The organism is Pusillimonas noertemannii (assembly GCF_003096595.1).
In the GTDB taxonomy this organism is placed as follows: domain Bacteria; phylum Pseudomonadota; class Gammaproteobacteria; order Burkholderiales; family Burkholderiaceae_B; genus Pusillimonas; species Pusillimonas noertemannii.
In genome coordinates, this window is record NZ_QEKO01000001.1 from 118008 (window position 1) to 141999 (window position 23992).

At 63.2% G+C, this 23992-nt stretch carries 20 protein-coding genes; 13 read left to right on the plus strand and 7 right to left on the minus strand.

Translation table 11 applies throughout. From position 1 onward, the window contains the following. The first annotated feature begins 90 nt into the window (after nt 1–90). Nucleotides 91–2427, plus strand: a complete 2337-nt coding sequence (locus C7440_RS00580; protein WP_133244239.1) for an autotransporter domain-containing protein — start codon at nt 91–93, stop codon at nt 2425–2427. A 9-nt stretch (nt 2428–2436) separates the two neighbouring features. On the opposite strand, the gene C7440_RS00585 is transcribed toward C7440_RS00580, so the two are convergent. From C7440_RS00585 to C7440_RS00595, 3 genes are all read right to left on the minus strand, one after another. After that, complete coding sequence (locus C7440_RS00585; RefSeq protein ID WP_116517052.1) at nt 2437–3705, minus strand: putative Na+/H+ antiporter; 1269 nt, start codon at nt 3703–3705, stop codon at nt 2437–2439. Nucleotides 3706–3781: 76 nt separating this feature from the next. Then, nucleotides 3782–4732, minus strand: a complete 951-nt coding sequence (gene ubiA / locus C7440_RS00590) for a 4-hydroxybenzoate octaprenyltransferase (protein WP_116517053.1) — start codon at nt 4730–4732, stop codon at nt 3782–3784. 9 nt (nt 4733–4741) lie between these two features. Continuing rightward, nucleotides 4742–6043, minus strand: coding sequence for an aminotransferase-like domain-containing protein (locus C7440_RS00595; protein WP_116517054.1), 1302 nt, complete (start codon nt 6041–6043; stop codon nt 4742–4744). Nucleotides 6044–6477: 434 nt separating this feature from the next. Between C7440_RS00595 and C7440_RS00600 the strand changes: the two genes are divergently transcribed. The 3 genes from C7440_RS00600 (at nt 6478) to C7440_RS00610 (ending at nt 9574) form a co-directional block, all read left to right on the plus strand. Further along, a complete protein-coding gene (locus C7440_RS00600) occupies nt 6478–6807 on the plus strand; it encodes an FmdB family zinc ribbon protein (protein ID WP_116517932.1) in 330 nt (109 codons plus the stop codon). 107 nt (nt 6808–6914) lie between these two features. Beyond that, nucleotides 6915–8705, plus strand: coding sequence for an aspartate--tRNA ligase (gene aspS, locus C7440_RS00605; RefSeq protein WP_116517055.1), 1791 nt, complete (start codon nt 6915–6917; stop codon nt 8703–8705). Between the two features lie 17 nt (nt 8706–8722). Next, nucleotides 8723–9574 carry an endonuclease/exonuclease/phosphatase family protein gene (locus tag C7440_RS00610; protein WP_017523823.1) on the plus strand — a complete coding sequence of 284 codons (852 nt, stop codon included), beginning with the start codon at nt 8723–8725 and terminating at the stop codon, nt 9572–9574. Here C7440_RS00610 and C7440_RS00615 read toward each other — a convergent pair. Next, nucleotides 9571–10956 carry an MFS transporter gene (locus C7440_RS00615; protein WP_116517056.1) on the minus strand — a complete coding sequence of 462 codons (1386 nt, stop codon included), beginning with the start codon at nt 10954–10956 and terminating at the stop codon, nt 9571–9573. The genes C7440_RS00610 and C7440_RS00615 overlap by 4 nt on opposite strands. Beyond that, nucleotides 10953–11978, minus strand: a complete 1026-nt coding sequence (locus tag C7440_RS00620; protein WP_116517057.1) for a LysR family transcriptional regulator — start codon at nt 11976–11978, stop codon at nt 10953–10955. The genes C7440_RS00615 and C7440_RS00620 overlap by 4 nt, the downstream gene beginning before the upstream one ends. A 143-nt stretch (nt 11979–12121) precedes the next feature. Here C7440_RS00620 and C7440_RS00625 point away from each other — a divergent pair, with 143 nt between their 5' ends. From C7440_RS00625 to C7440_RS00665, 9 genes are all read left to right on the plus strand, one after another. Next, nucleotides 12122–13162, plus strand: a complete 1041-nt coding sequence (locus tag C7440_RS00625) for an aromatic ring-hydroxylating oxygenase subunit alpha (RefSeq protein ID WP_116517058.1) — start codon at nt 12122–12124, stop codon at nt 13160–13162. Then, entirely contained in the window at nt 13159–13920 is a 762-nt protein-coding gene (locus C7440_RS00630; RefSeq protein WP_116517059.1) for an SDR family NAD(P)-dependent oxidoreductase, read from the plus strand. Before C7440_RS00625 ends, C7440_RS00630 begins: the two co-directional genes overlap by 4 nt. 8 nt (nt 13921–13928) lie before the next feature. Beyond that, nucleotides 13929–15404: an aldehyde dehydrogenase family protein gene (locus tag C7440_RS00635; RefSeq protein ID WP_243410796.1), complete on the plus strand. Its 1476-nt coding sequence runs from the start codon at nt 13929–13931 to the stop codon at nt 15402–15404. Between the two features lie 71 nt (nt 15405–15475). Next, nucleotides 15476–16531: an ABC transporter substrate-binding protein gene (locus C7440_RS00640; RefSeq protein ID WP_017523818.1), complete on the plus strand. Its 1056-nt coding sequence runs from the start codon at nt 15476–15478 to the stop codon at nt 16529–16531. 139 nt (nt 16532–16670) lie between these two features. Next, entirely contained in the window at nt 16671–17900 is a 1230-nt protein-coding gene (clsB, locus tag C7440_RS00645) for a cardiolipin synthase ClsB (RefSeq protein WP_116517061.1), read from the plus strand. Nucleotides 17901–18070: 170 nt separating this feature from the next. Continuing rightward, entirely contained in the window at nt 18071–20488 is a 2418-nt protein-coding gene (locus tag C7440_RS00650; RefSeq protein ID WP_116517062.1) for a 3-hydroxyacyl-CoA dehydrogenase/enoyl-CoA hydratase family protein, read from the plus strand. 28 nt (nt 20489–20516) lie between these two features. Then, complete coding sequence (locus C7440_RS00655) at nt 20517–21713, plus strand: acetyl-CoA C-acyltransferase (RefSeq protein WP_116517063.1); 1197 nt, start codon at nt 20517–20519, stop codon at nt 21711–21713. Nucleotides 21714–21820: 107 nt separating this feature from the next. Then, nucleotides 21821–22063: an antitoxin gene (locus C7440_RS00660; RefSeq protein WP_116517064.1), complete on the plus strand. Its 243-nt coding sequence runs from the start codon at nt 21821–21823 to the stop codon at nt 22061–22063. Then, the gene (locus tag C7440_RS00665) at nt 22060–22452 is read left to right on the plus strand and encodes a type II toxin-antitoxin system VapC family toxin (RefSeq protein ID WP_116517065.1); all 393 of its coding nucleotides are present in this window, start codon (nt 22060–22062) and stop codon (nt 22450–22452) included. Before C7440_RS00660 ends, C7440_RS00665 begins: the two co-directional genes overlap by 4 nt. An 8-nt stretch (nt 22453–22460) precedes the next feature. On the opposite strand, the gene C7440_RS00670 is transcribed toward C7440_RS00665, so the two are convergent. After that, nucleotides 22461–23231, minus strand: coding sequence for an ABC transporter permease (locus tag C7440_RS00670; RefSeq protein ID WP_116517066.1), 771 nt, complete (start codon nt 23229–23231; stop codon nt 22461–22463). Then, the gene (locus tag C7440_RS00675; protein WP_116517067.1) at nt 23228–23992 is read right to left on the minus strand and encodes an ABC transporter permease; all 765 of its coding nucleotides are present in this window, start codon (nt 23990–23992) and stop codon (nt 23228–23230) included. The genes C7440_RS00670 and C7440_RS00675 overlap by 4 nt, the downstream gene beginning before the upstream one ends.

The window sequence follows — 23992 nt, forward strand, 5'->3', positions numbered from 1 at the left end:
TCCCTCACCTGTTCAGAGGATACCGCATGATGGCTTGCTTCAGTAGACTTGCGGTCGGTTCAATGGATTCACTGCAAAGGGAGCTACGCAATGAGAATAAAGAAGTATAAGCGGCTACTTCAACCTACTGCCTTGGCGTCTTTCTCGCTGATGGCGGCGCCGGCTTTTGCCCAGACGGCCCGTATCGAACAGGGAGTGACGCCCGCACAAGTCATCCGCGACTATTATGGCGACAATGATCCCGATGATGACGAGTTTTCTTCCAGCCTGGTCAATGCCGTATCCATCGGCGGCATGTCGGCCGATGGCGGCGCCTTCGTCGGCTCGGTGTTCCGCAGCTATTCCAAAAGTATCTATAGCGGCTTCGTCTGGACGGCGGATGGCGGCGTCAAGCCGGTGGGTGATCGTGACCCGAACGCGCCGCTTGACGGGAGCCAATACTATACTGCTACGGGCATATCCGCCGACGGCAGCGTCATCGTCGGCAAGGCCGCGCCCGGCATATCGGGCGGGGCAGCTGGTCAGCATGCATACCGCTGGACAGCCGACGGCTTCGTGCCTCTTGGTTCGCTTGACGGTAACTCCAATCCGTTTTCCGAGGCGACTGCGGTTTCCGGCGATGGAAAGGTCATCGTCGGTTATGTCGGCGCAACCGCCGGCGAGGCTTTCCGCTGGACCGAAGACGACGGGATGCAAAGTCTCGGCTGGCTTGAAGGCCGCGACAGCTACGGCAACGACAAGGCTCTGGCGGCTTCCTACGACGGTTCGGTGATCGTCGGATCGGCTTTGTCAAGCACCGATAAATTCCAGGCGTTCCGCTGGACTGAAGATACCGGCATGGTGGCACTGCCGACGCTTGCAGCATCTTCGGCAGCGCAAAATACCGCGACCGCGACCGGCGTTTCCTGGGACGGAACTATCGTGGCCGGCCATTCGCGACTGGGATATGCAAATCAGGCGGTACGCTGGGTCGATGGCGAGATTTTCTCGCTGGGCGGGCTGGATGGAGCCTCTAGTGCCCCCCTGTCCGTGGCGAATGGAATCTCCGGCAACGGTCAAGTGATCGTGGGCGATATAGGCGGCGGTAGTACCGCCCATGGCTTTCACTGGACAGAAAAAGACGGGATGCTGACCGTCGAAGACTGGCTGCGGGACAGCGGTGCGACGATTGTGGGGAGTCACCCGGGCGAGCCGGACCGATCGGATATTACCGCTAGCGCCAACGCCACCAATGAGGACGGTTCGGTCGTCGTCGGCCAGACGCGGAGTGGCGAGGTCTATATTGCGCGTGGCAAGGGGACAGGAGACACCACTGGCGGCGGTACAGGCGGTACAGGCGGTACAGGCGGTACAGATGGTACAGGAGGTACAGGAGGTACAGGAGGCAGCGGCACAGGGGGCAGCGGTACCGGCGGCAACGGTACCGGCGGCAGCGGCACGGGCGGTAGTGGCACGGGCGGTAGTGGCGCAGGCGGCCCCAGCGCGGGCGGTGTTGGCCTCATCACTCTTAAAGAGTTGGGAACCAGCCTTAGCGTAGCCGGGGCAGCCAATACCTCGGTCGTCAATGGCCTGGGACTGATCGCCAATGGGGCAGGTTCGCGTCCTCTCGACCGGCGCGTGTCCGAAGGGAAGTTCACGATGTGGGTCGGCGGTGATTGGGGCCGCGATGATCATGGCAATCGTGACGGCAAGCTCGGCCTGGGCGAAATAGGCATCGGCTACAACTTTGGCTCCGTGCAATTGAATGGAGTCGCCGGCTATACCCAGCTCCGCCAGAACACGCTCCTGGGCGGCGCGACCGACGTTCGCGCAGGCTATGCCAAATTCGAGTTGCTGGGGCGGCTCACGGGAAGCCAGGACAGCGGTCTGTGGGGCATCATCACGGGCACGGGCCTGTGGGGCAATACTACCGTTACCCGCAACTATCGCGTCAATGGCGGGCTGGTCGACAGCTCGGCAGGCAAGACGGATGTAAGCGGATATGGCATTCGCGGGCGCCTGCAGTGGGAGAACGCAGTCAGATATATTTCGCCGTATGCCGAGATCTCCTATGCACACACCTGCCTCGGCGCGTACACGGAATCAGGAGGCGCCTTCGCAGCGACGTTCGACAAATTATGCGACGACAGCACCGAGGCCCGCTACGGATTGGATGCCAAGTTCCCGGTGACCGGACAGTTCCGCCTGATTGGCACGCTTGAGGGTGTACATCGTTTCGAACGCAGTGGACGGAACGTCACCGGTCAGGTGGTGGGGCTTGGCGCATTCGATCTGGGCGGCTCGGACTACGAGCAGGACTGGCTGCGGGTCGGTGCGGGCGTTGAGGTCGACCTCCTTGGAGCGACGCTATCGGTAATGGGCAATGCCACTACAAAAGGAGAGTCGTCCAACGCATGGGTTGCCGCCAATTTGCGCCTGGCGTTCTGAACAAGGCACTCAAAACGAATTCGGCAGCAAGAACATGAAGGCCGCCACCAGTGTGGGTACGGCCGCCGACATCAGCAGCTTCAGGGGCGAGATGGCGCCGTCGGGAAAGCAGCCCTTCAATATCGCAAAGCCCGCCGGGTTGGGGGCATTTGCAATCACCGTCAGGCCTCCGCCGGTTACCGCGCCTGCCACCAGCATGTAGCGCCACAGGTCGCTGGTGCCTTCCACCAGCGAGCCCAGATAGGTAAGGGCGGCATTGTCGGTAACCGCCGTAAGCGCCGTGGCGCCCCAGAACAGCACGGTGGGCGAAAGCCCGCCCAGCAGGTCTTGCAGCCACCACTGCTGCAGCCCGCCCAGCACCACCAGCCCCGCCAGGAAGAAGCCCACCATCAGGCCCTCTTTGATCATCAGCCTGTCCTGGTAGCGCGAATACGCGTGCGCATAGCCGATGAACATCATCAGCAGGCCCAGGAAGACCACCGGATGATGGGCGCCGAGCACGATGCCGACGAGCACCGCCAGATGGATGGCGATGACGCTGAACGGCGTGGCGGCGCGGCGTGTTTCCGGCGCACCGCCGATGTCGCCCGACAGCAGGTATTTGCGGCAGATGAGGGTAAGCACGGCGGCGTTGATAAAGACCGCCGCCACCGCGCGCCAGCCGAAGTGGGTTGCCATGTAGGCGGAATCCCAGCCGAAGGTCTGCGCCACCATCAGCACCGGCGGCGCGGCATAGGCGGTAAGCACACCGCCGATGGAGATATTGACGAACAGCACGCCCAGCGTCAGGTACTTGAAGCCGACCTGCTCGGGCTTGTGGAAGTAGGCGTCGCGCAGCAGCAGGGCGGCCAGGGTCATGGCTGCCGGCTCGGTAATGAAGGAGCCGGCCAGCGGCACGATGGACATGGTGACGAAGAAGGTGGAAAGCTCGTTGCGCAAAGGCAGCGCCCGCGACAGCGCACGCACCATCATGCCCACAAGGTCGAGGATGGGCCGGCTGGCCGCCACCACCATGATGGCGAACACAAAGGCGGGCTCGGTGAAGTTGCGCGTGTCCAGGTAGGTGACGGCTTCATGCGTACCCGCCACCAGGCCGAAGATAATGATGAGCACAAAAGCCCATACACCGAACACCGCCTCGACCTCTGAAAGCAGATGCCAAAGACCGGAATGGGGGCCATTGCGATTGGCCAGGCGCGCGAACACGGGCACCGAAAAAGTGTGCACGATGGCGATGGCAAAGAGGGCGGTGGCAATCAGTTCGACAAGACCTGGCATAGTATTTATTTTCCAGCGGCAAGCGCGTTGCGCCTGCCTGGCTGTGTAAGCGAATGGTTGAGCGCGGCAGGCGCCATTATAAAAGCGTGCCCAGCAGGGTGGCGACAATAAGCATCACGCCCGCCGTCATGTTCGAGCGGAACAGCATGAAGTTGCGGTCGGGGCGCGCAAGGTCGAAGACCATCATCTGCCAGACGAAATGGGCGCCGATAAGGGCCAGCACCACAAAGTAGCCGGCGTGATGGCCCAGGGCCAGGCCGCCGTAAAGCCACAGGGCGAAGGTGGCGACGTAGAAGCCGCTGATCCACAGCTTGCCGTGCTCGGCAAAGCGCATGGCGGTGGATTTCACGCCCACCTTCAGGTCGTCGCGCACGTCTACATAGGCGTAGATGGAGTCATAGCCCACCTGCCACAGCACGGCGCCCACCCACATGGCCACAGCGGCCAGCGGTATGTGGTTTTGCGTATCGGACCACGCCATCAGCATGCCCCAGTTGAAGCCTATGCCCAGTACGATCTGCGGCCAATATGTAAAGCGCTTGCACAGCGGGTAGATGATGACGATGGGCACCAGCGCCACCGCCATCCAGCGGCTGTACTCATTGATGGCGAACAGCAGCAGGGCGCAGACGGCAAACTGCCCGAACAGAAAATACAGCGCATTGCGCAGCGTGATCTGGCCGCTGGTAAGCGGGCGAAAGCGCGTGCGTTCCACTTGGTGGTCGAGGTCGCGGTCGAAGATGTCGTTCAGCGTGCAGCCGATGCCGCGCATCAGCAGGGCGCCCAGTGAAAAAATGAACAGCCGCCACAGCGTGGGCCAGCCTTCGGCCGCCTGCACCAGCGCGGCGAGACAGGGCAGCAGCGTCAGCCAGGTGCCCACGGGCCTGTCCAGGCGGCATAGCCGCGCATACGGCCCCCACGACCTGGGCAGCCAGCGCTCCACCCAGTCGTCGTGGCGCATGTCGGACAGGTCGGGCAGGGGTCTGGGGGTTTGCTGGTCGGACGGTGGTGGCTGCATGGACGACATAAAGAAAAACTACAACGCCTGCGAACGGGCGGCTGCGGTAGTGCTCTCGGCGCCGGCAACAATGGCCCCAGGCACCGATTCCGCTGCTTCGGGCTTGACCGCCGTAGCGGCGCTGGTGGTTGCGTGGCTTTCGGCGATGAGCCGGCCCAAGATGGCGATGCCTTCGCGTATGCGGGCCTCGGGCACCGTAACAAAGCTGAGGCGCAGCGTATTGTGCCGGGCTTCGTCGGCGAAGAAGGGCGCGCCGGGCACAAAGGCCACGTTCTGCGCAACGGCGCGCGCCAGCAGTTCGTGCGCGTCGATGTGCTGTGGCAGTGTCACCCAGATGAACATACCGCCTTCGGGCTGCGTCCAGCTTGCCGTGGACGGAAAATGCGCCTGCATGGCTTCGAGCATGTAGCCGCACTGCTTGCGATAGATTTCGCGCACCGCGGGTAGGTGCTCGTCGAGAAAGCCGTCTTTGATCGTTTCGTACACGGCCATCTGCGTAAGCGTGGATGTGTGCAGGTCGGTGGCCTGCTTGATCTGCACCAGCTTGCTGATGATGGGGGCGGGCGCAACAATGTAGCCCAGCCGCAGCCCCGGCGCCAACACCTTCGAGAACGAGCCCAGCCGAACCACGGTTGCGCCGGCCTGGCGGCCCAGGGCCAGCAGGCTGGGCAGGGCCTCGCCCGCATAGCGCAAGTCGCCGTAGGGGTCGTCTTCGACGACGGGTACGCCCGCCTCGGCGCAGCGCTGCACCAATGCCTGGCGGCGCTCGAGTGTCAGCGTGCGGCCCGTGGGGTTCTGGAAGTTGGGCAGGGCGTAGATGAAGCGCGCATCGCGGACGCGCTCGTCGGTAAGCCCGGCCGGAATCAGCCCGCCTTCATCGGTGGGCACGGTAACGTAATTGGGTTCGTACAAAGAAAAGGACTGCAGCGCGCCCAGATAGCTGGGCGCCTCGACCAGCACATTGCTGCCCGGGTCGATGAACAGCTTGCCCAGCAGGTCGAGCGCCTGCTGCGAACCCGAGACGATCAGGACCTCTTCAGTGCCCACCTGCCCCGCGCCGCGGCGCTGCATGTCGCTCGCCACCCATTCACGCAAGGGGGTGTAGCCTTCGGTAGGGCCATATTGCAGCGCCGTGCGCCCATTCTGCCCCAGCACCCGGTCAAAGGCCGCGTTCATGTCGCGCAGGGGGAAACCCACCGGCGCCGGCAGGCCGCCCGCGAAAGAAATGATTTCGGGGCGTTCGGTAACCTTCAGGATTTCACGGATGGTGGAACTGGTGATTTTTTCTGCGCGCTGCGAGAACGTGTAGGGGGTGGGCATTGAGAAAGGTCCGAAAAAAGAGCGATCCAACCGCTTAGAATACTGCAGAACGCCGCGCGGCGCATGCCCGGCGGCCTTTGTGCCATATACGATTGCGGCCACAAGGGCGAAGCATGTGCCGGCGCCGGGCAGCCGCCGGCGCAGATGCCCCGCCCTTGAATTCGGACACGTCGAACCCCATCTATATAGCCGTTGCCGGCTTGAGCTGTGTGCCGCCGGCCAACGCGGCGCTGCGTTCAGCACTGGTCGAACCCGGCCGCCTTCCCGGTGAAAAACGGCAAAAACAGCTAAAATCACGCGTTATCCGTGATTTTCATAGTCTGATTCGGCCTATTTTTCTCCCCAGAGGGGGCTGCGCCGAAGCCTTGCCGCGCGCACTGCCCAAGCAGGCAGCCAGCGGCTTGCCTTGGATTATTTTTTCTTGGGATTTTTCCGTGCCTATCTATGCGTACAAGTGCAGCGCTTGCGGTCATGCGCAAGACGTCCTGCAAAAAATGTCCGACCCCGTTCTTACCGATTGCCCCGAATGCGGCCAAAGCACCTATGCCAAGCAGGTTACCGCCGCCGGCTTTCAATTGAAGGGTTCGGGTTGGTATGTGACTGATTTCCGCGACGGCGGCAAGAAAGCCGGGTCCTCGTCCTCGGGCGAGTCTTCCAGTTCTTCGTCTGCTTCATCGTCCGGCCCGTCGCCGGCTTCGTCCGACACGGCAGCGGCGGCCAAGCCCGCCGACACTTCTTCTTCGTCCACGGCGGCCGCCACCTGAGCCCGCCCGGGGCCTCGCTGGCGCCCCTGGCGCGCAGCACCGGCAGCCAGGGCGGCCGGTGCGGGCCCCACCGACATTTACCGACTCAACAAACGGAGCACTCCTTCATGCGTACCTGCTACACCGGCGAGGTCAGTCGAGAACAACTGGACCAGACAGTCACTTTGTTTGGCTGGGTGCATCGGCGCCGCGACCATGGCGGCGTCATATTCATCGACCTGCGTGACCGGGCCGGCCTGGCGCAGGTGGTGGTAGACCCGGACAACGTCGAAGCCTTCGCTACGGCTGAGCGCATCCGCAACGAGTACTGCCTGCGCATTACCGGCCTGGTGCGCCTGCGCCCCGAAGGCACCAGCAATGCCGAGCTGGCCTCCGGTGAAATCGAGATCCTGTGCCGCGAGATCGAGATCCTGAACACGTCGGTGACGCCCCCGTTCCAGCTTGACGACGACAATCTCTCGGAAACCACGCGCCTTACGCATCGCGTGCTCGACCTGCGCCGCCCGCAGATGCAGCAGAACCTGATGCTGCGCTATCGCGTCTCGATCGAAGTGCGCAAATACCTCGACAGCCTGGGCTTCATCGACATCGAGACCCCCATGCTGACGAAAAGCACGCCCGAAGGCGCGCGCGACTACCTCGTGCCCTCGCGCGTGAACCCGGGCGAGTTCTTCGCCCTGCCGCAATCGCCGCAGCTGTTCAAGCAGATGCTGATGGTCGCCGGCTTCGATCGCTACTACCAGATCACCAAGTGCTTCCGCGACGAAGACCTGCGCGCCGACCGCCAGCCTGAATTCACCCAGATCGACTGCGAAACCTCCTTCCTGAACGAAGTCGAGATCCGCGCCATCTTCGAAGGCATGCTGCGCCACGTATTCAGCGCTGTGCAGGGGGTTGAACTGCCTGCGGCCTTCCCCACCATGACTTGGGAAGAAGCCATGCGCCGCTTCGGCTCCGACAAGCCCGACCTGCGCGTCAAGCTCGAGTTCGTTGACGTGTCCGACCTGATGTCCGACGTTGACTTCAAGGTGTTCTCGGCTCCCGCCAACGACCCGGCCTGCCGGGTGGTGGCGCTACGCGTTCCGGGCGGAGCCGCCATGCCCCGCAGCGAAATCGACGCCTACACCAAGTTCGTCGGCATCTATGGCGCCAAGGGCCTGGCCTACATCAAGGTCAACGACGCAGCGTCCGTCCCCGAGGGCCTGCAGTCGCCCATCGTGAAGAACATCCACACCCAGGCGCTGACCCAGCTTATCGAGCGCACCGGCGCGCAAAGCGGCGACCTCATATTCTTTGGCGCCGACAAGACCAAGGTCGTGAACGACGCCATCGGCGCCCTTCGCGTGCGCATCGGCCATAGCGATTTCGGCAAAGAGCACGGCCTGTTCGAGGCCGGCTGGCAGCCGCTGTGGGTCATCGACTTCCCCATGTTCGAGTACGACGAGCAGGAAGGCCGCTACTTCGCGGCCCACCACCCCTTCACCAGCCCCAAAGACGGGCACGAAGAACTGCTCGAGACCGAACCCGCGCGCGCCCTGGCCAAGGCCTATGACATCGTGCTCAATGGCTGGGAAATCGGCGGCGGCTCGGTGCGTATCCATCGCGCCGACGTGCAGAGCAAGGTGTTCCAGGCGCTCAACATCGGCGCCGACGAGGCGCGCGAAAAATTCGGCTTCCTGCTCGATGCCCTGCAGTATGGCGCGCCGCCGCACGGCGGGGTGGCCTTTGGCCTCGATCGCCTGGTTACCATGATGGCCGGCGCCGAAAGCATTCGCGACGTCATCGCCTTCCCCAAGACCCAGCGTGCACAAGACCTGCTGACCCACGCGCCTTCTTCGGTCGACGAAAAACAGTTGCGAGAGCTGCACATCCGACTGCGTTCGCCCGAGGTAAAATAGGCCCCAAAGGGGGGGCAATGTCGATCCTTCGCATCGTCAGCTATAACATCCACAAGGGCCGGTCGGCGATCGGTTCTCGTGAATCCTTGTCGCAATTGCGCCTGGGCCTGTACGGCTTGCATCCCGACCTGCTGTTTCTACAAGAAGTGCAGGGCCGCAACGAGCGCGAAAGCATTCTGCACGCCCAGCACGAATCGCTGGGCGCGGCGCTGGGCATGGATTACTGCTACGGCTGCAACGCCATCCGTCCCCAGACCGATCACGGCAATGCGCTGCTTTCGCGCTACGACATCCTCAGCTACGAAAACCAAGACATCTCCGACCACAAGCTCGAGCAGCGCGGGCTACTGCACGCCACCATCATGGTCGACGAAACCCAGGTGCATTGCCTGGTGGTTCACCTGGGCCTGTTCGCCGGTGGGCGCACCCGCCAGATCATGGCCCTGGTCGAGCGCATCAAGCGCATGGTGCCCGCCGGCGCGCCCATGATCATCGCCGGCGATTTCAACGACTGGACCAACCGCCTGGCCCCGCTGTTCGTGCAGCAGCTTGGCTTGTACGAAGTGTTTGCAGTGTCGCCGCAGGGCCTGGCCACGCGTTCCATGCCGCTGCATCACACGGTAAGGCGGCTGGGCCGTGGCTTGCGCAGCCGCTCGGGGCTTGCGGGCTCGGTGCACGAGCTGGGCATCAATGGCCTGGCCCGCATGACCCCGCCGCCGCGCACTTTCCCTTCAGCCTTCCCGTGGCTGCGCCTCGACCGCATCTACCAGCGCGGCTTCGCCGTGCGCAAGGCCCGCGTGCTACACGGCACGCCGTGGCGGCAATTGTCCGACCACTCGCCCATATTCGCCGAGCTTGAACTGCCTTAGTCCACTGGGTCCGAACGCCGCTGGCCTTCGTGCAGTGCCTGTTTCAAGTTGGCGAAAATAACGGTAGAGGCCAGGGTTACCGATCCCAGCAGGACAAAGGTCAATTGAAAGGCCTCCACGGCGTCCATGCCGGCGTTCGAGAAGAGCTTGACCAGCGTCCCTCCCGCCGCCGCCCCCAGCCCCACGGCAAGCATTTGCACCATTGAGAACATGCCGTTGCCGCTGCTAGCGAATTTTGCGGGCAGGCCCTGCAGCGTCACGCTGTTCATGGCGCCGTTCTGCATGGAATTGAAAGCGCCAAACACAGACAATAAGCCCAGGAGCAGCCAAGACGGGGTTCCAGTGCCTATAGTGGCGAAAGCAATGATGGATAGGCCTGCGCATACGGTGTTCGCCATAAGAAAACGGCCGTAGCCATGCCGGCCTATCAGCAAGGGAATCATGCGTTTGACGGCCATCGAGGCTGCCGCAATGGGCAGCATCATCAGGCCGGACTGCAAGGGGCTGTAGCCCAGTTCCGTCTGGAAGAGCAGGGGAATCAGAAAGAATACCGCGCTGCCTCCGAGGCGGGCCGCCAGGTTGCCCGCCAGGCCGATCGAGAAAGCCCTTTCCCGAAACAGGGACAAGGGGAACAGGGGATGAGCCTTGCGGCGTGCAAGCTGCACGTAGAGCCAGATCGAGGCGGCGCTGCAGGCAAGCAGTATCGCCACCCGCCACGCCTCATACCTGCCGCCGTCCAGCGCCATGGAAAACGCCACCATGCCGCATGAAAGCAGCGCGAAGCCCGGGACGTCGAAGGGTGTCGCCCGAAGCGCTTGTGCCTCGCGCGGCAGAAAGAGCAGCACCGCCGCGCCGCATGCCAGCCCGATGGGAAGATTGATCAGAAAGATCCAGTGCCACGAGATCGATTGCGACAGCCAGCCACCCAGCAGGGGGCCCAGCAATATGCCCGCCTGGCCCGATATGGATGCCAGCGTGATGGCGGGCAAGTACATATCGCGCGGGAAGTTTCGCAAAATGACCAGGCGGCCGATGGGGAGTAGCATCGATCCCCCCAACCCCTGTATGACCCGCGATGCGATCAATTCGCTCAGGGTCGTCGACATGGCGCACAGCAGGGAACCCAACGCGAAAACAAGTATGGACAGGAAGTAGATCTTGCGCGTGCCGTAACGGTCTCCCAGCCAGCCCGACGCGGGCGTCAGCACGGCCATGGTGAAAGAATAGACAATGATGACCGGCTGGAGATCCAGTGGCCGCTCACGCAGGCTTCGCGCCATCGCGGGAAGGGCGGTGGTGACGATGGTCGTATCCAGCGTTTGCATGAAGAAGCCCGCCGAAATGACCCATAGTATTGCGGTAAGCGATAAGTCGGGCCTCACGCTTGGGGCTGCAGTATGCCGGAAAGATGGTCGGCCGCGACAGGGCTTGCCAATGGACCCAATTGTTCGAACAGCCTTTCCTGTATTGAAGCCAGCAGTTCAGCAAGGCCTTGCTCGTTGGCTTCGGAGAAGCGTCGTTCGGTACGCACCATGTAAAGCGTGCGCGTAAGTGGCGGGTCGACGATGCGGTGTGCTTTCAACATGCCTGTGCGAAGCTCGGGAAAAGCCAGGCCATAAGGCAGGATGCTGGCGACGGCATGATCGGCGATGAGTATCTTCAATGCCTGGGGCGACTGAACCTGGAAGGCGACATGCGGTTGCAGGCCCAGCGGACGCGCGGCGGATTCGATGATGTGGCGCACGCCGTCGTGCCGCAGCGGCAGCGTAAGCTGGCTCTGCAGCACATGCGCGAGAGTGATCGTTTCGGTAATGTCGGACGAAGTGCTTACGGGTTGTGCGCCGGATTCATTTGCCGTGACGAACAGAAGCTGTTCCTGCAGCCATGGGCTGCGGGTCAGACCTGGCGTATCAGGTACTTCGTGAGCCAAGAGCATGTCGAGTTCGCCTCGTTTGAGCGCATCCAGCAGCACCGAGCTGGTTTCTTCCACCAGACGCAGCATGACATGGGGCATGGCGGCATGGGCCCGCGCCAGCATGTCCGAGGCAGCCAGATGCACCACGCTTGGCGACATGCCGAGGGTCAGCGTTTCTTTCTGGTCGGCTTGCAGGGCGGCGATGTCCTGCACGGTGCGCGAAACCAGATCGAGTACCTGGCGCGCGCGTTCGTAGAGCACTTCTCCGGCTGGTGTAGCCGTGACGCCGCGTGAATGCCGGTGAAGCAGTGTCGTGCCGAGCTCTTGCTCGAGCTGGCGCATCTGCGAGCCCAGGGCGGGTTGCGCAACGTACAGCTGCTCAGCCGCGCGCGTCATGCTGCCGAGGTCGACGATGCTTACGAAATACTGGAACTGCCTGAGCGAGGGAATATGCGCCTCCGGAAAGGGTACGCGTACGCGCCGGACCAAACAAAACGCTTGGACAGGCAGAAGTAAATGCTTCTGGACCCATATATATGATATGAATATTATAGCCGCAGAGGCATTTGCCGGACCGTCTGCAGCCGCTCCGAAGTGCCGGATTCATTGTGATTCGATCATCGGAGGTTGACATGTTTGTCCGAAACGCATGGTATGTCGCGGCGACTCGGCAGGAAGTAAGTGATAAGCCCCTGGCGCGTACCCTGCTGAACGAGCCTGTGGTTTTGTTCTTGAACGGCCAGGCCGAAATATGCGCGCTGGAGGATCGGTGCTGCCACAGGGGCGCGCCCCTGTCGCTGGGCGAGGTCACGTCGGCGGGCGTGCGCTGTGGATACCATGGCATGGAGTTTGATCGCAGCGGCCGTTGTGTGGACATTCCGGGCCAAGAGCGCATTCCCGCCCGGGCTGCCGTCAGGTCCTATCCCGTGGTCGCCAAGGGCGACTACGTATGGATATGGATGGGAGCCGCGGACAAGGCCGATGCGGCCGACATTGTCGACTACCCTCCGGAAGGAGACGGCTGGCCGTGCGCCAACGACATGCTGCACCTGAAGGCCAGCTACATCATGGTGCTCGAGAACCTGATGGATCTGTCGCATCTTTCGTACCTGCACCGGACCAGCATAGGTAGCTCCGAGAACGACAGTGCAAAGGCCAGCATAGACGTGCGGCGCACCGATCGCGGCATGCGCTTCCTGCGGGTCATGCGCAACGCCGATGCGCCCGCTAACTGGACCAAGCGCTACCCAACCGGCCCGAAGGTCGACCGCTGGTCCGATTTCGAATATGTGGCGCCCAGCACCATCAAGCAATACAGCGGTGGCGTCAATGCGGGCGAATACGATGCAGGGGTTCGCGAAGGGGCCCACCTGGTACGTACATTGCACGCTGTCACGCCGGAAACCGAGAAATCCTGTTTCTACTTCTTCAACAAGGCCGACGGCTATGCCCGGTTCGAGCCCCCCGGCACTGAACGCACCTGGAAATCAACCACCGATGTCTTCAAGGAGGACGCGTTCATGCTCGAACAGCAGCAGTTGCGGATGGAAAACTTCGACGAGGGCAGGTTGATGGACATCAACACAGATGTAGCGCGCGTCCAGATGATACGCGTCCTGAAGGAAAGGCTGAGCCAGGAACAACCTTCTCAAGAGATGGCGGGCGCGAAATGAAGAACGGGGGAAGATTACAGGGACGGGTCGCTGTGGTTACAGGGGCGGCGCAAGGAATAGGGGCGCAATACGCGCGTGCCTTGGCCGCCGAAGGAGCATCGGTCGTGGTGTCCGACGTGCTGGACGCGGGCCCGGTGGCTGCGCAAATCAATGAAGGGGGTGGCAGGGCGTTGGCCGTGGCTTGCGACGTGACCGACGCCCAGGCGGTATTGGCCATGGTGAATGCCGCAGTGGCCAGGTTCGGCCGCCTGGACATACTGGTCAACAACGCGGCGCTGTTCGGCACTGTCTCACGCAAGCGCTTCGAAGATATCACGTCGGCCGAATGGGACCGGATGATGTCGGTGAACGTGCGGGGCGCGTTCGAGTGCGTCAAGGCGGTAGTGCCGGCCATGCGCGAACGCAAGTACGGCAAGATCGTCAATATTGCCTCGGGGACAGTATTCAAGGGCCAGACCATGCTGCTGCATTATGTGACCTCGAAAGGAGCCATCGTCGCCATGTCGCGCAGCCTGGCGCGCGAGTTGGGCGATGACGGCATCCGCGTCAATACCTTGGCCCCGGGCCTGGTGATGAGCGAGAATGTGCGCAGCAACTGGTCCGCCGACAAGGTAAGGGGCACGGTGGATTCCCGCGCCATCAAGCGAGAGGCCTTGCCCGAAGACATGTGCGGCACCCTCATCTATCTGTGCTCTTCCGAAAGTGATTTTGTCACGGGGCAAGTGCTGGTGGTTGACGGCGGCGCCGTGATGCACTGATGGGGGGCATGATGAAAGAAGCCTCACCCATGCAGCTTCCCATGTTGATCGATGGGCAGGCCGTTTCTTCGGATTCGGTGTTGCCGGTGCGTGATCCGGGCAGGTTGGACGACATAGTCGGCCTGGTCGCGCAAGGCACGGCGCAGCATGTCGACAAAGCGGTGGGCGCGGCGCTCGTCGCATTCCGGTCCTGGCGCAAGGTGGCAACTGCTCAGCGTGTTCAGTACTTGCTGGAGGCAGCCGAAAAACTGGATGCCATTGCGCCCGACCTGGCCGTCACCTTGGTACGCGAGCAGGGTATGCTGCTTAGGGAGACTCAGCGCGACGTGCGCAATGGCGCACGTGCCTTGCGCGAGGCGGCCGGCATGGCGGAAGACTTTCTGCGTGCCGAGCAGTACGAGGACGACGAGGCGCTGGTCCGTGTGGAAAAGGTGCCGCGCGGCGTAGTGGCCGCCTTGGTACCCTGGAATGCGCCCATGGGTTTGGCCATGGGTAAAGTGGGGCCGGCGCTGGCTACAGGCAACACCATCGTCGTTAAGCCGTCCGAGTTCGCGCCCCTTGGCGTCTCGCAGGCACTCATGGCGGTGGCGGCCTGCCTGCCGCCCGGTGTCGTGAACGTGTTGCATGGCGATGCGCAGGTGGGCGCCGCCTTGGTGCGCCATCCGCAGGTGCGCAAGGTCTCGTTCACGGGGGGCACGCGCACCGGCCGCGCCGTGATGGCGGCGGCGGCCGAAACCATCAAGAACATCGGCCTGGAGCTCGGCGGAAACGATCCGGCCATCGTCCTGGACGACGCTGATCCCGATGTGGTGGTGCCCGAGATCGTCAAGGGCGTGTTTCCCCGATCGGGACAGGTGTGCTACGCCATAAAACGCGTCTATGTTCCCAGAAAACTGATGCCTTCCGTGCTTGATGCCTTTGTGGGCATTGTCGGCCGCTACCGGGTGGGCCATGGCCTGGATCCCCGTGCCACATTCGGCCCCGTCAACAACCGCCCCCAGTTCGACATTGTGCGAGGCCTGATCGAACGCAGCCGTCAGGCCGGCGCAAAGGTGTACGAGCTGGGCACCGCGCTGGACCCGGACAGCTGGAACAATGGTTTCTACATGCTGCCTACCGTGGTGGCGGGCCTCGATGCCGGCGCCGAGCTGGTGGTAAGCGAACAGTTCGGACCGGTGATCCCGCTCGTTGCCTATGACGGCCTGGAGCAGGCCTTGCAGATGGCCAACGACACCGAATTCGGCCTGGCGTCCTCCATATGGACCGGCGACCCAGAGCGGGGGCTGGAGCTGGCCAGCCAGATCGAGGCGGGCGTCACCTTCGTCAACAGCCATGGGCGTACCGCCCTGGGCGACCGCCACATGCCGTTTGGCGGCATCAAGCAAAGCGGCATCGGCAGGGTGCGCACCCAGGTCGGTTTGTCCGAGTACATCGAATACCACGCGATCAGCATGCGCAGGCAGGTAAGTGGCGAGAGAGCATGAAAGGAGTTCGCCATGGGTGCCGAATGGATACGGCACTGTCGTCCAAAAACAATCTTCAAGGAAAAAGGAAAATGTTCAAATCACGCGTTAAATCCTGTTTGGCCACCATCGCCGCCGTGGTGGGCCTGGGCCTGGCCGCCGAGGCGTCTGCCGCTCAGGCGAACCTGGCGCAGTTGGCGGCGCTGCAAGGGGACACCCGCCAACAGTCTCTGGTGGATGGCGCGAAGAAAGAGGGCGAAGTGACGATTTATTTCGCCCATCCAAGCATACGGGCCATCGCCACCGCCTTCACCGAAAAGTACGGCATCAAGGTCAATCAATGGCGTTCGGGGTCGGAAGGTCTTCTGCAACGTGTCATGTCCGAGTCGCGCGGGGGCAAATACAGCGTCGACCTGGTAGAGAACAATGCGCCCGAAATGGAGGCCCTGCACCGCGAGAGCCTGCTGCAGCGCATGGAGTCCCCGCTTATGGCCCACCTGATGCCCGAGGCGGTGCCCGCTCATAAGGAATGGGTCGGCATATCCATTGACATGTTCGTGCTGGGATACAACACCCAGAAGATCAAGAAGGAAGAGCTCCCCACCTCCTGGCACGACTTGCTGGACCCGAAGTGGAAGGGAATGCTGGGTGTCGAGGCCGAGGACCACGCCTGGTTCTCCTACGTGCTGCAGCAGTTGGGTAAAGAAGAGGGCAGCGCACTGTTCCGTAAAATGGTGGCGACCAACGATATCGTGGTTCGCAAAGGGCATTCGCTGCTGGCCCAGACCGTGGCTTCCGCCGAGACACCCCTGGCGTTCAGCCTGTACAGTTGGGGGGCGGACCAGCTCAAGGACAAGGGTGCGCCCATAGAGCGTTTCAATATCGGCCAGCCTATCGCCCATTTTCAGGGCCTGGGCGTGATGAAAGAGGCCCCGCATCCCCATGCCGCGGTGCTGTTCTACGATTTCGTGCTCTCTGATGGGCAAAAAATCATTTCAGACTGGCATGCCATTGCCACGCACCGGGATTATGACCAGGATCAGAAGAAAGTGCCCATCCAGTTCATTGATCCGGTTACGGCCATGGACTTGAATGAAGAGAGGCTGCGCGTCTTCGAGGACATCTTTGTAAAGAGATCGGCCCAGTAGTCGCGGCAGGGATCTTCCTGCACTATGTCGCCCGGCCGCCGCCATTGCCGGGCTGCATGATTCGGCCCTTGCCATTCTAAATGGCCGGCGTTATGGCAAAATCGGCCCTAACCAAGGTTGATGGCAAGGCGGAATAGTCATGGCGCGCAAAGGGTCTCGCCTCGTCTGGCGTGACGGGAACTGCATCGAGCTGCTCGAGAACGGCGGCGAGTTCTTTCCTGCGCTGTGCAGCGACATAGACCAGGCGCAGGCCAGCGTTCATCTTGAAACCTACATCTTCAACCTCGACGACACCGGCCGCAAGGTGCTGGAGCATCTGCGCGCCGCCTGCCAGCGGGGCGTCAAGGTGCGTGTCGTCATCGACGGCTTCGGCAGCTACGAGAACGCCCCCGAAATCGCCCGCCAGCTCGAGGAAATGGGCGCGCAGGTGCGCATCTATCGGCCCGAGCCGGCCGGCCTGGGCCGCTTTCGTTTCCGGCTGAGCCGGCTGCGCCGCCTGCATCGCAAGGTTACCGTGGTGGACAGCCGCATCGGCTTCGTGGGCGGCATCAACATCATCGACGATCTAGAAGACGTGCCCGACGACGGCCAGGGACCCAAGCCGCGCTTCGACTTTGCCGTGCGGGTGCGCGGGCCCATTGTGCAAGACCTGGCCAAGGCACAGGGCCTTCTGTGGGTGCGCATGGCATGGCGCCGGCGCGATGACTGGGGCGAGTTCTACGAGCGCATCAAGGGCTGGCGCCAGCGCCGCGCCCGCGCTCTGGCCGAGGCCCAGCCCCGCTTCGAGCCTGGCATGCGCGCCACCGTCTTGCTGCGCGACAACCTGCGCTTCCGGCAGACCATCGAGAACGTCTACATCCATGCCCTGGAAACGGCCACGCACGACGCCCTGATCGCCAACTCGTACTTCTTTCCCGGCCGGCGCCTGAAGGCTGCGTTGCGCCGCGCGGCCCAGCGCGGCGTGCGGGTAAGGCTGCTGCTGCAGGGCAGGGCCGAGTACGCTCTGCAGTACCGGGCCTGCCGCAGCATGTACCAAAGGGTTCTTGCCGGCGGCATCGAGATTTATGAATACCAGCCCAGCTATCTGCACGCCAAGGTGGCCGTCATCGACGGCTGCGCCATGGTGGGCTCATCGAACATGGATCCGTTCAGCCTGCTGCTGGCACGCGAAACAAACGTCTTCATCAGCGACGAGGGCTTTGCGGCCGAGTTGAAGGACGCCCTGGAGCGCGAGCTGGCCAACAGCTGCAACCGGGTCACGGAAGAGACCAATGCCCGCCACTCGTGGCTGGACAGGGTGTGCGACGATGTATCGCATTTCCTGCTGAAGATAGGCGTGGCCCTTACCGGGCATGCGTCGGAATATTGATCGGCGGTTCAAGACCCGCGACGGGAACAGGGGCCAGCGGGTGAGCAGGGGGTCGCGCGTGCAGGGGCGGGCGGCAAATAAAGGTAATGCCACAAAGCGTTGCAGGTCGAACTGCGCTTCGCGTACTACACTAAAGCCATCCATTCCCCAGCTTGAACGGAGCGACGTCCATGCAAACCAGTCATTCAGGCCAGTTTCATATCCGCAAAGTAGCTGTATGTGGCGCGGGTGTCATGGGGGCGCAGATTGCGGCCCATTGCGTGAACGCCGGCGTGCCCGTGGTGCTGTTCGACCTGCCCGCCAAGCAGGGCGACCCCAACGGCATCGTCCACAAGGCCATTGCCATGCTGCGCAAGGCCAGCCCCGCGCCCCTGGGCGCGCCCGCCCTGGCCGAGCTTATTGAGCCGGCCAACTATCAAGACGACCTGCACCGCCTGGCCGAGTGCGACCTTGTCATCGAGGCCATTGCCGAGCGCATGGACTGGAAGCACGACCTGTACAAGAAGCTGGCGCCCACCATCAAGCCGGGCGCCATCGTGGCCAGCAACACCTCGGGTCTTTCCATTACCCAGCTGGGGCAGGCGCTGCCAGAATCGCTACGCTCGCGCTTTTGCGGCGTGCACTTCTTCAACCCGCCGCGCTATATGCCGCTGGTCGAGCTGATTCCCACCGCCGATACGCAGCCGGCCCTGCTCGACCAGCTTGAAACCTTTCTTACTTCGCGGCTGGGCAAGGGCGTGGTGCGCGCCAAAGATACGCCCAACTTCATCGGCAACCGCATCGGCGTGTTCGGCATTCTGTCGGTATTCGCGCAGGCCCAGAAGTTCGGCCTCAGCTACGAGCAGGTCGACGAGCTTACCGGCACCCGCCTGGGCCGGGCCAAGTCGGGCACTTTCCGCACGGCCGACGTGGTGGGGCTCGACACACTGGCCCACGTCATCCGCACCATGCAAGACCAATTGCCCAACGATCCCTTTCACAAGGTGTTTGCCATGCCGCCGGTGCTGGAGGCCCTTATCGAAAAGGGTGCGCTGGGCCAGAAGACCGGCGCGGGCTTCTATCGCAAGGAAGGCAAGGCCATACTGCGGCTCGATCCCGAAAAAGGCGAGTACGTGCCGGCCGATGCCAAGGTCGATGAAGAAGTGGCGGCCCTGCTGGCCGAGCGCGACCCCGTCAATCGCCTGCGAGGCCTGCACGAGTCGCAGCATCCGCAAGCCCAGTTCGTGTGGGCCGTACTGCGCGACACTTTCCATTACAGCGCTTTCCATCTGGCCGACATCGCCGATACGGCCCGGCAGGTCGATCAGGCCATGATCTGGGGCTTCGGCCACAGCCAGGGTCCGTTTGAACTCTGGCAGTCGGCGGGCTGGCGCGAAGTGGCGCAGTTCATCGCCGACGACATCGAAAGCGGCAAGGCGATCGCTTCGGCCCCGCTGCCCGACTGGGTCTTCAACGGGCCGGTCGACCAGGCGCAGGGCGTGCACACCGCCAAGGGTTCATGGAACCCGGCCGCCCAGGCCTTCGAGCCGCGCAGCGCGCTGCCGGTGTATCAGCGGCAGGTGGGTGCACCCCGTCTGGTGGGCGAGGCCAGCAGCCTGGGCGAAGACGTGGTGTTCGAAGACGATGCAGTCAAATGCTGGACCTTGCCCGCGCCGCATCCCACAGACGTGCTCATCGTGTCGTTCAAGAGCAAGATGCACACTCTCAGCCCCGAGGTGATGAAGGGCGTCGAGCATGCCGTGGACCTCGCCGAGGGCTCTTTCAGCGCCCTGGTGGTGGGCCAGCTTGCCGACCCCTTCTCGGCCGGTGCCGACCTGAAGTCCATGCTGCCCCTGTTCGCCTCGGGCGGCCCCAAGGCGGTTGAGCCGGTCGAGCGCGCCATGCAGGAAATGGTGCTGCGCCTGCGCTATGCCCAGGTGCCCGTGGTGGCCGCCCTGGCCGGCATGGCCCTGGGCGGCGGCTGCGAGCTGGCCCTGCACTGCGCGCGGCGGGTAGCGCATTTCGAGACCTATATGGGGCTGGTGGAATCGGGTCTGGGTCTGGTGCCGGGCGCCGGCGGCCTTACCTGGAGCGCCCGCCGGGCGGCCGAACTGCAGGCCGAGGGCGCGCCCGACGCGCCCCTGCTGGCCTATCTCAAGCGCTTTGCCTTCCCCATTGCGCAGGCCACCGTTTCCACCTCGGCTCTCAATGCGCGCGAGATCGGCTTTCTTCTGCCGTCCGACCCCATCGTGATGAATCGCAACGAGCTGCTGTACGTGGCGGTGCGCGAAGCCCATGTGCTGGCCGAGGCGGGCTGGCGCGCCCCCATGCCCCTGCCTTTTCCCGTGGCCGGGCGCGACGGCATCGCCACCTTGAAGGGCCAGCTCGTGAACATGCGCGTGGGCGGCTACATTTCAGAACATGACTTCCATGTGGCCTCTACCATCGCCCATGTGATGTGTGGCGGCGATCTCGACCCCGGCGAGCGCGTCGACGAAGGCTGGATGCTGGCGCGCGAGCGCGAGGCCTTCCTGGGGCTGCTGGCCCATCCCAAGACCCAGGAGCGCATCATGGGTTTTGTAAAGACCGGCAAGCCGGTGCGCAACTGAGCCTGTTGACCGTCGACGGAGACACAAGATGACCACACTGCAACAAGCGTATATCGTCGCCGCAACCCGCAGCCCCATCGGCAAGGCGCCGCGCGGCACCCTGGCGCACTACCGCCCGGACGACCTGCTGGCGACCGTGCTGCAAGGCGTGCTGGCGCAGGCGCCCGGGCTGGACCCGGCCGCGGTCGAAGACGTGATCGTGGGCTGCGCCATTCCAGAGGGCCCGCAGGGCTTCAACGTGGCGCGCCTGGGGCTGCTGCTGGCCGGCCTGCCCGACACCGTGCCGGGCGCCACGGTGAACCGCTTCTGCGCATCGGGCCTGACCGCCCTGGCCATGGCCGCCGACCGCATCCGGGTGGGCGAGGCCGACGTCATGATCGCGGCGGGCACCGAGTCCATGAGCCAAGTGCCCATCTTCGGCGTCACCACCACCTTCAGCCCGCGCATCTTCGAGCGCGATGAAAACCTCGGCATCGCTTACGGCATGGGCCAGACTGCCGAGCAGGTGGCCGAGCAATGGAAGGTGTCGCGCGAAGACCAGGACGCCTTCGCCCTGCAGTCGCACCAGCGCGCCCTGGCCGCGCAAAAGGCGGGCGAATTCAACGACGAGATTCTGCCTATCGAGGTCATGCGGCGCACCCCCAACCTGGCTTCCGAGCAGGTGGTGGAAACCCGCAAGAATTTTTCCCTGGACGAAGGCCCGCGGCCCGACACCAGCATGGAGGCCCTGGCCAAGCTCAAGCCCGTGTTCGCGGCCAAGGGCAGCGTCACCGCCGGCAACAGCTCGCAGATGTCCGACGGCGCCGGCGCCCTGCTGGTGGTGTCCGAGCGTGCCCTCAAGACGCACAAGCTGACACCGCTGGCGCGCTTCGTCTCGTTTGCCGTGCGCGGCGTGCCGCCGCAGATCATGGGCATAGGGCCCAAGTTCGCCATACCTGAAGTGCTGCAGCGCGCCGGCCTGAAGCTGGACCAGATGGGCTGGATAGAGCTGAACGAGGCCTTCGCCGCCCAGTCGCTGGCGGTCATCCGCGATCTCAACCTGAATCCCCAGGTGGTCAACCCCATGGGCGGCGCCATCGCCCTGGGCCACCCCCTGGGCGCCACCGGTGCCATCCGTTCCGCTACGGTGGTGCATGCGCTGCAGCGGCACAAGCTCGATTACGGAATGGTGACGATGTGCGTGGGCACCGGCATGGGCGCGGCGGGGATATTCGAGCGGGTGTAGCGGCCTAGCGGTTTTTGCGGCAGGGCGATTCCATCGCTCCCGCCTTGTGCATGAGCACTTGTCGATGGTATATTCTTTTGATATATACCATCTTGATGGAGGCTTCCATGGATACCGCCAAGGTTTTTTGGTCGGGCCGTTCCCAGGCGGTCCGCCTGCCCAAGGATTTCCGTTTCGACACCGATGAAGTTCGCATTCGGCGCCATGGAAGCGCTGTCATTCTTGAACCGATCGTTAAAGACTGGACGTGGCTTGACGACATCATCGGGCCGGTCGACCAAGATTTTGAATCGGCTGTTGCCGAGCGTATGCCGCAGCAAGAGCGCCCCGATCTGGACACTTTCAAGTGAAGTACTTGCTTGACACCAATGCCGTGATCGCACTTCTTAAAGGGCATCCGGGGTTTCTAGCCCGATTGCGCCGGCACCGGCCCGCAGATTTTGCAATGCCCTCCATTGTGGTGCATGAGCTTTTCTATGGCGCATACAAGGGGCGGCAAGTTGCACGGAACCTCGAGCGGGTGCAGGCATTGCAGTTTCAAGTGCTCGACTTCGACCGCGAAGATGCGCAGCGGGCAGGAGAACTGAGGGCTCTTTTAAGCGCAGCGGGCACGCCCATAGGTCCTTACGACGTCTTGATCGCCGGGCAGGCCTGGGCGCGCGGCCTGACGCTGATTACCCACAACATGCGCGAGTTCCGGCGTATAGCCCATATACGGGTTGAAGACTGGGAAGCCTGAGCGTCGTTCTACGGCCTTTGCCAGCGCAGCAGCTTTTTCTCGGCCAGAGCCAGCAGCGCGTTGGCGGCAAAGCCTATGGCGCCCAGCAGCACCACGCCTGCAAACAGTTCACTGGCCCGGAACGAGCGGGCGGCCAGCAGCACGGCCTGGCCCAGACCCGACTGCGAGGCGATCATTTCCCCGACCACGGCGATAATCAGCGACACCGTCATCGACAGCCGCATGCCGGCCAGGATGTCGGGCATGGCGCTGGGCAGGGCGATCTTCCAGCTGAACATGGTGCGCGACATCTGCAGGGCGTCGGCCACTTCGCGCAGCCGGGGCTGCACGGTGGCAAAGCCGTGCACCGTGGCCAGCAGCACGGGCCACATCGAGCCGAAGGCCACCACGAACAGCACCATCGAGGCATTCAGGCCAAATATGGAAATGGCCAGCGGCATGATGGCCGAGGCCGGCAGGGGCCGGATGAATTCCAGCGTGGGCTGCAGCCAGGCGCGGGCCGTGGCCGAGATGCCTATCATGGCGCCCAGGGCTATGCCGAACAACGAAGCCAGCAGCCAGCCCAGCAGCATGCGGTTGATGGTGTCCACGCTGTTGCCGACCAGGGCGCCGTCGAGCAGGCCCTCTTTCAGGCTGGCCAGGGTGGCTTCGGGCGTGGGCAGAAACACCTTGCTGACCCATTCCTGGTGGCTGGCCAGCCACCACAGGGCCATGATGGCCAGAAACACCAGCAGTGATTCGACCACGTCGGTTGCCTGGATGCGAGGGCGCGCGTTCATGGCCGGCCTCCCATGCGTTGGGACATGCGTCGCTGCAGCAGCAGGGCCAGCTCATTGATGGCATAGCCCACAATGCCTATCCAGAACAGCCAGGCCAGCATCAGGGCGGGCTCCATACTTTGCTGAGCGATCATGATGGCATAGCCCATGCCATGCGGGTTGGCTACGATCTCTACGGTAACCGCCACCACCAGCGCAATGGCCACCCCCTGGCGCAGCGCGACGAATAGCCGGGGCAGCATGGAGGGCAGGGTAATCTTCCATACCTGCTGAAAATAAGACAGCTGCAGGGCTTGCGAAACTTCGAGCAATATGGGTTCGACCTGCCGCGCCGCGGCCTGGGTCAGGATAAGAATCGGCCAGAAGGTGGCAAAGGCCACGACGCTCACTTCCATGCTGACGCCAAAGCCGAAGATCAGCATGGCCAATGGAATAAGCGCCACGGATGGTATGGGGCGAAACACTTCTATGGAAAAGAAGCTCATGCGGGCGGCGCGGGGCGACAGGCCCAGCACAATGCCAAGCTCCGCGCCCGCCACGAAGGCCAGGGCCAGGCCTATGCCTGCCGACATGAGGGTAAAGCCGGTGGCCGAAAGTATGTCGCCCTGGAACAGCGCATCGACGAACGCCCGCACCGCCGCCGAGGGCGGCGCCAGGGTATCGCTGTAGGCGGCGACGCGGCGTGTATAGAGTTCGAACGCGCCGATCAGAATGGCCGGAAACACAAAGGGGCGCAGCCAGCGAAGCAGAGTGGCCAGCAT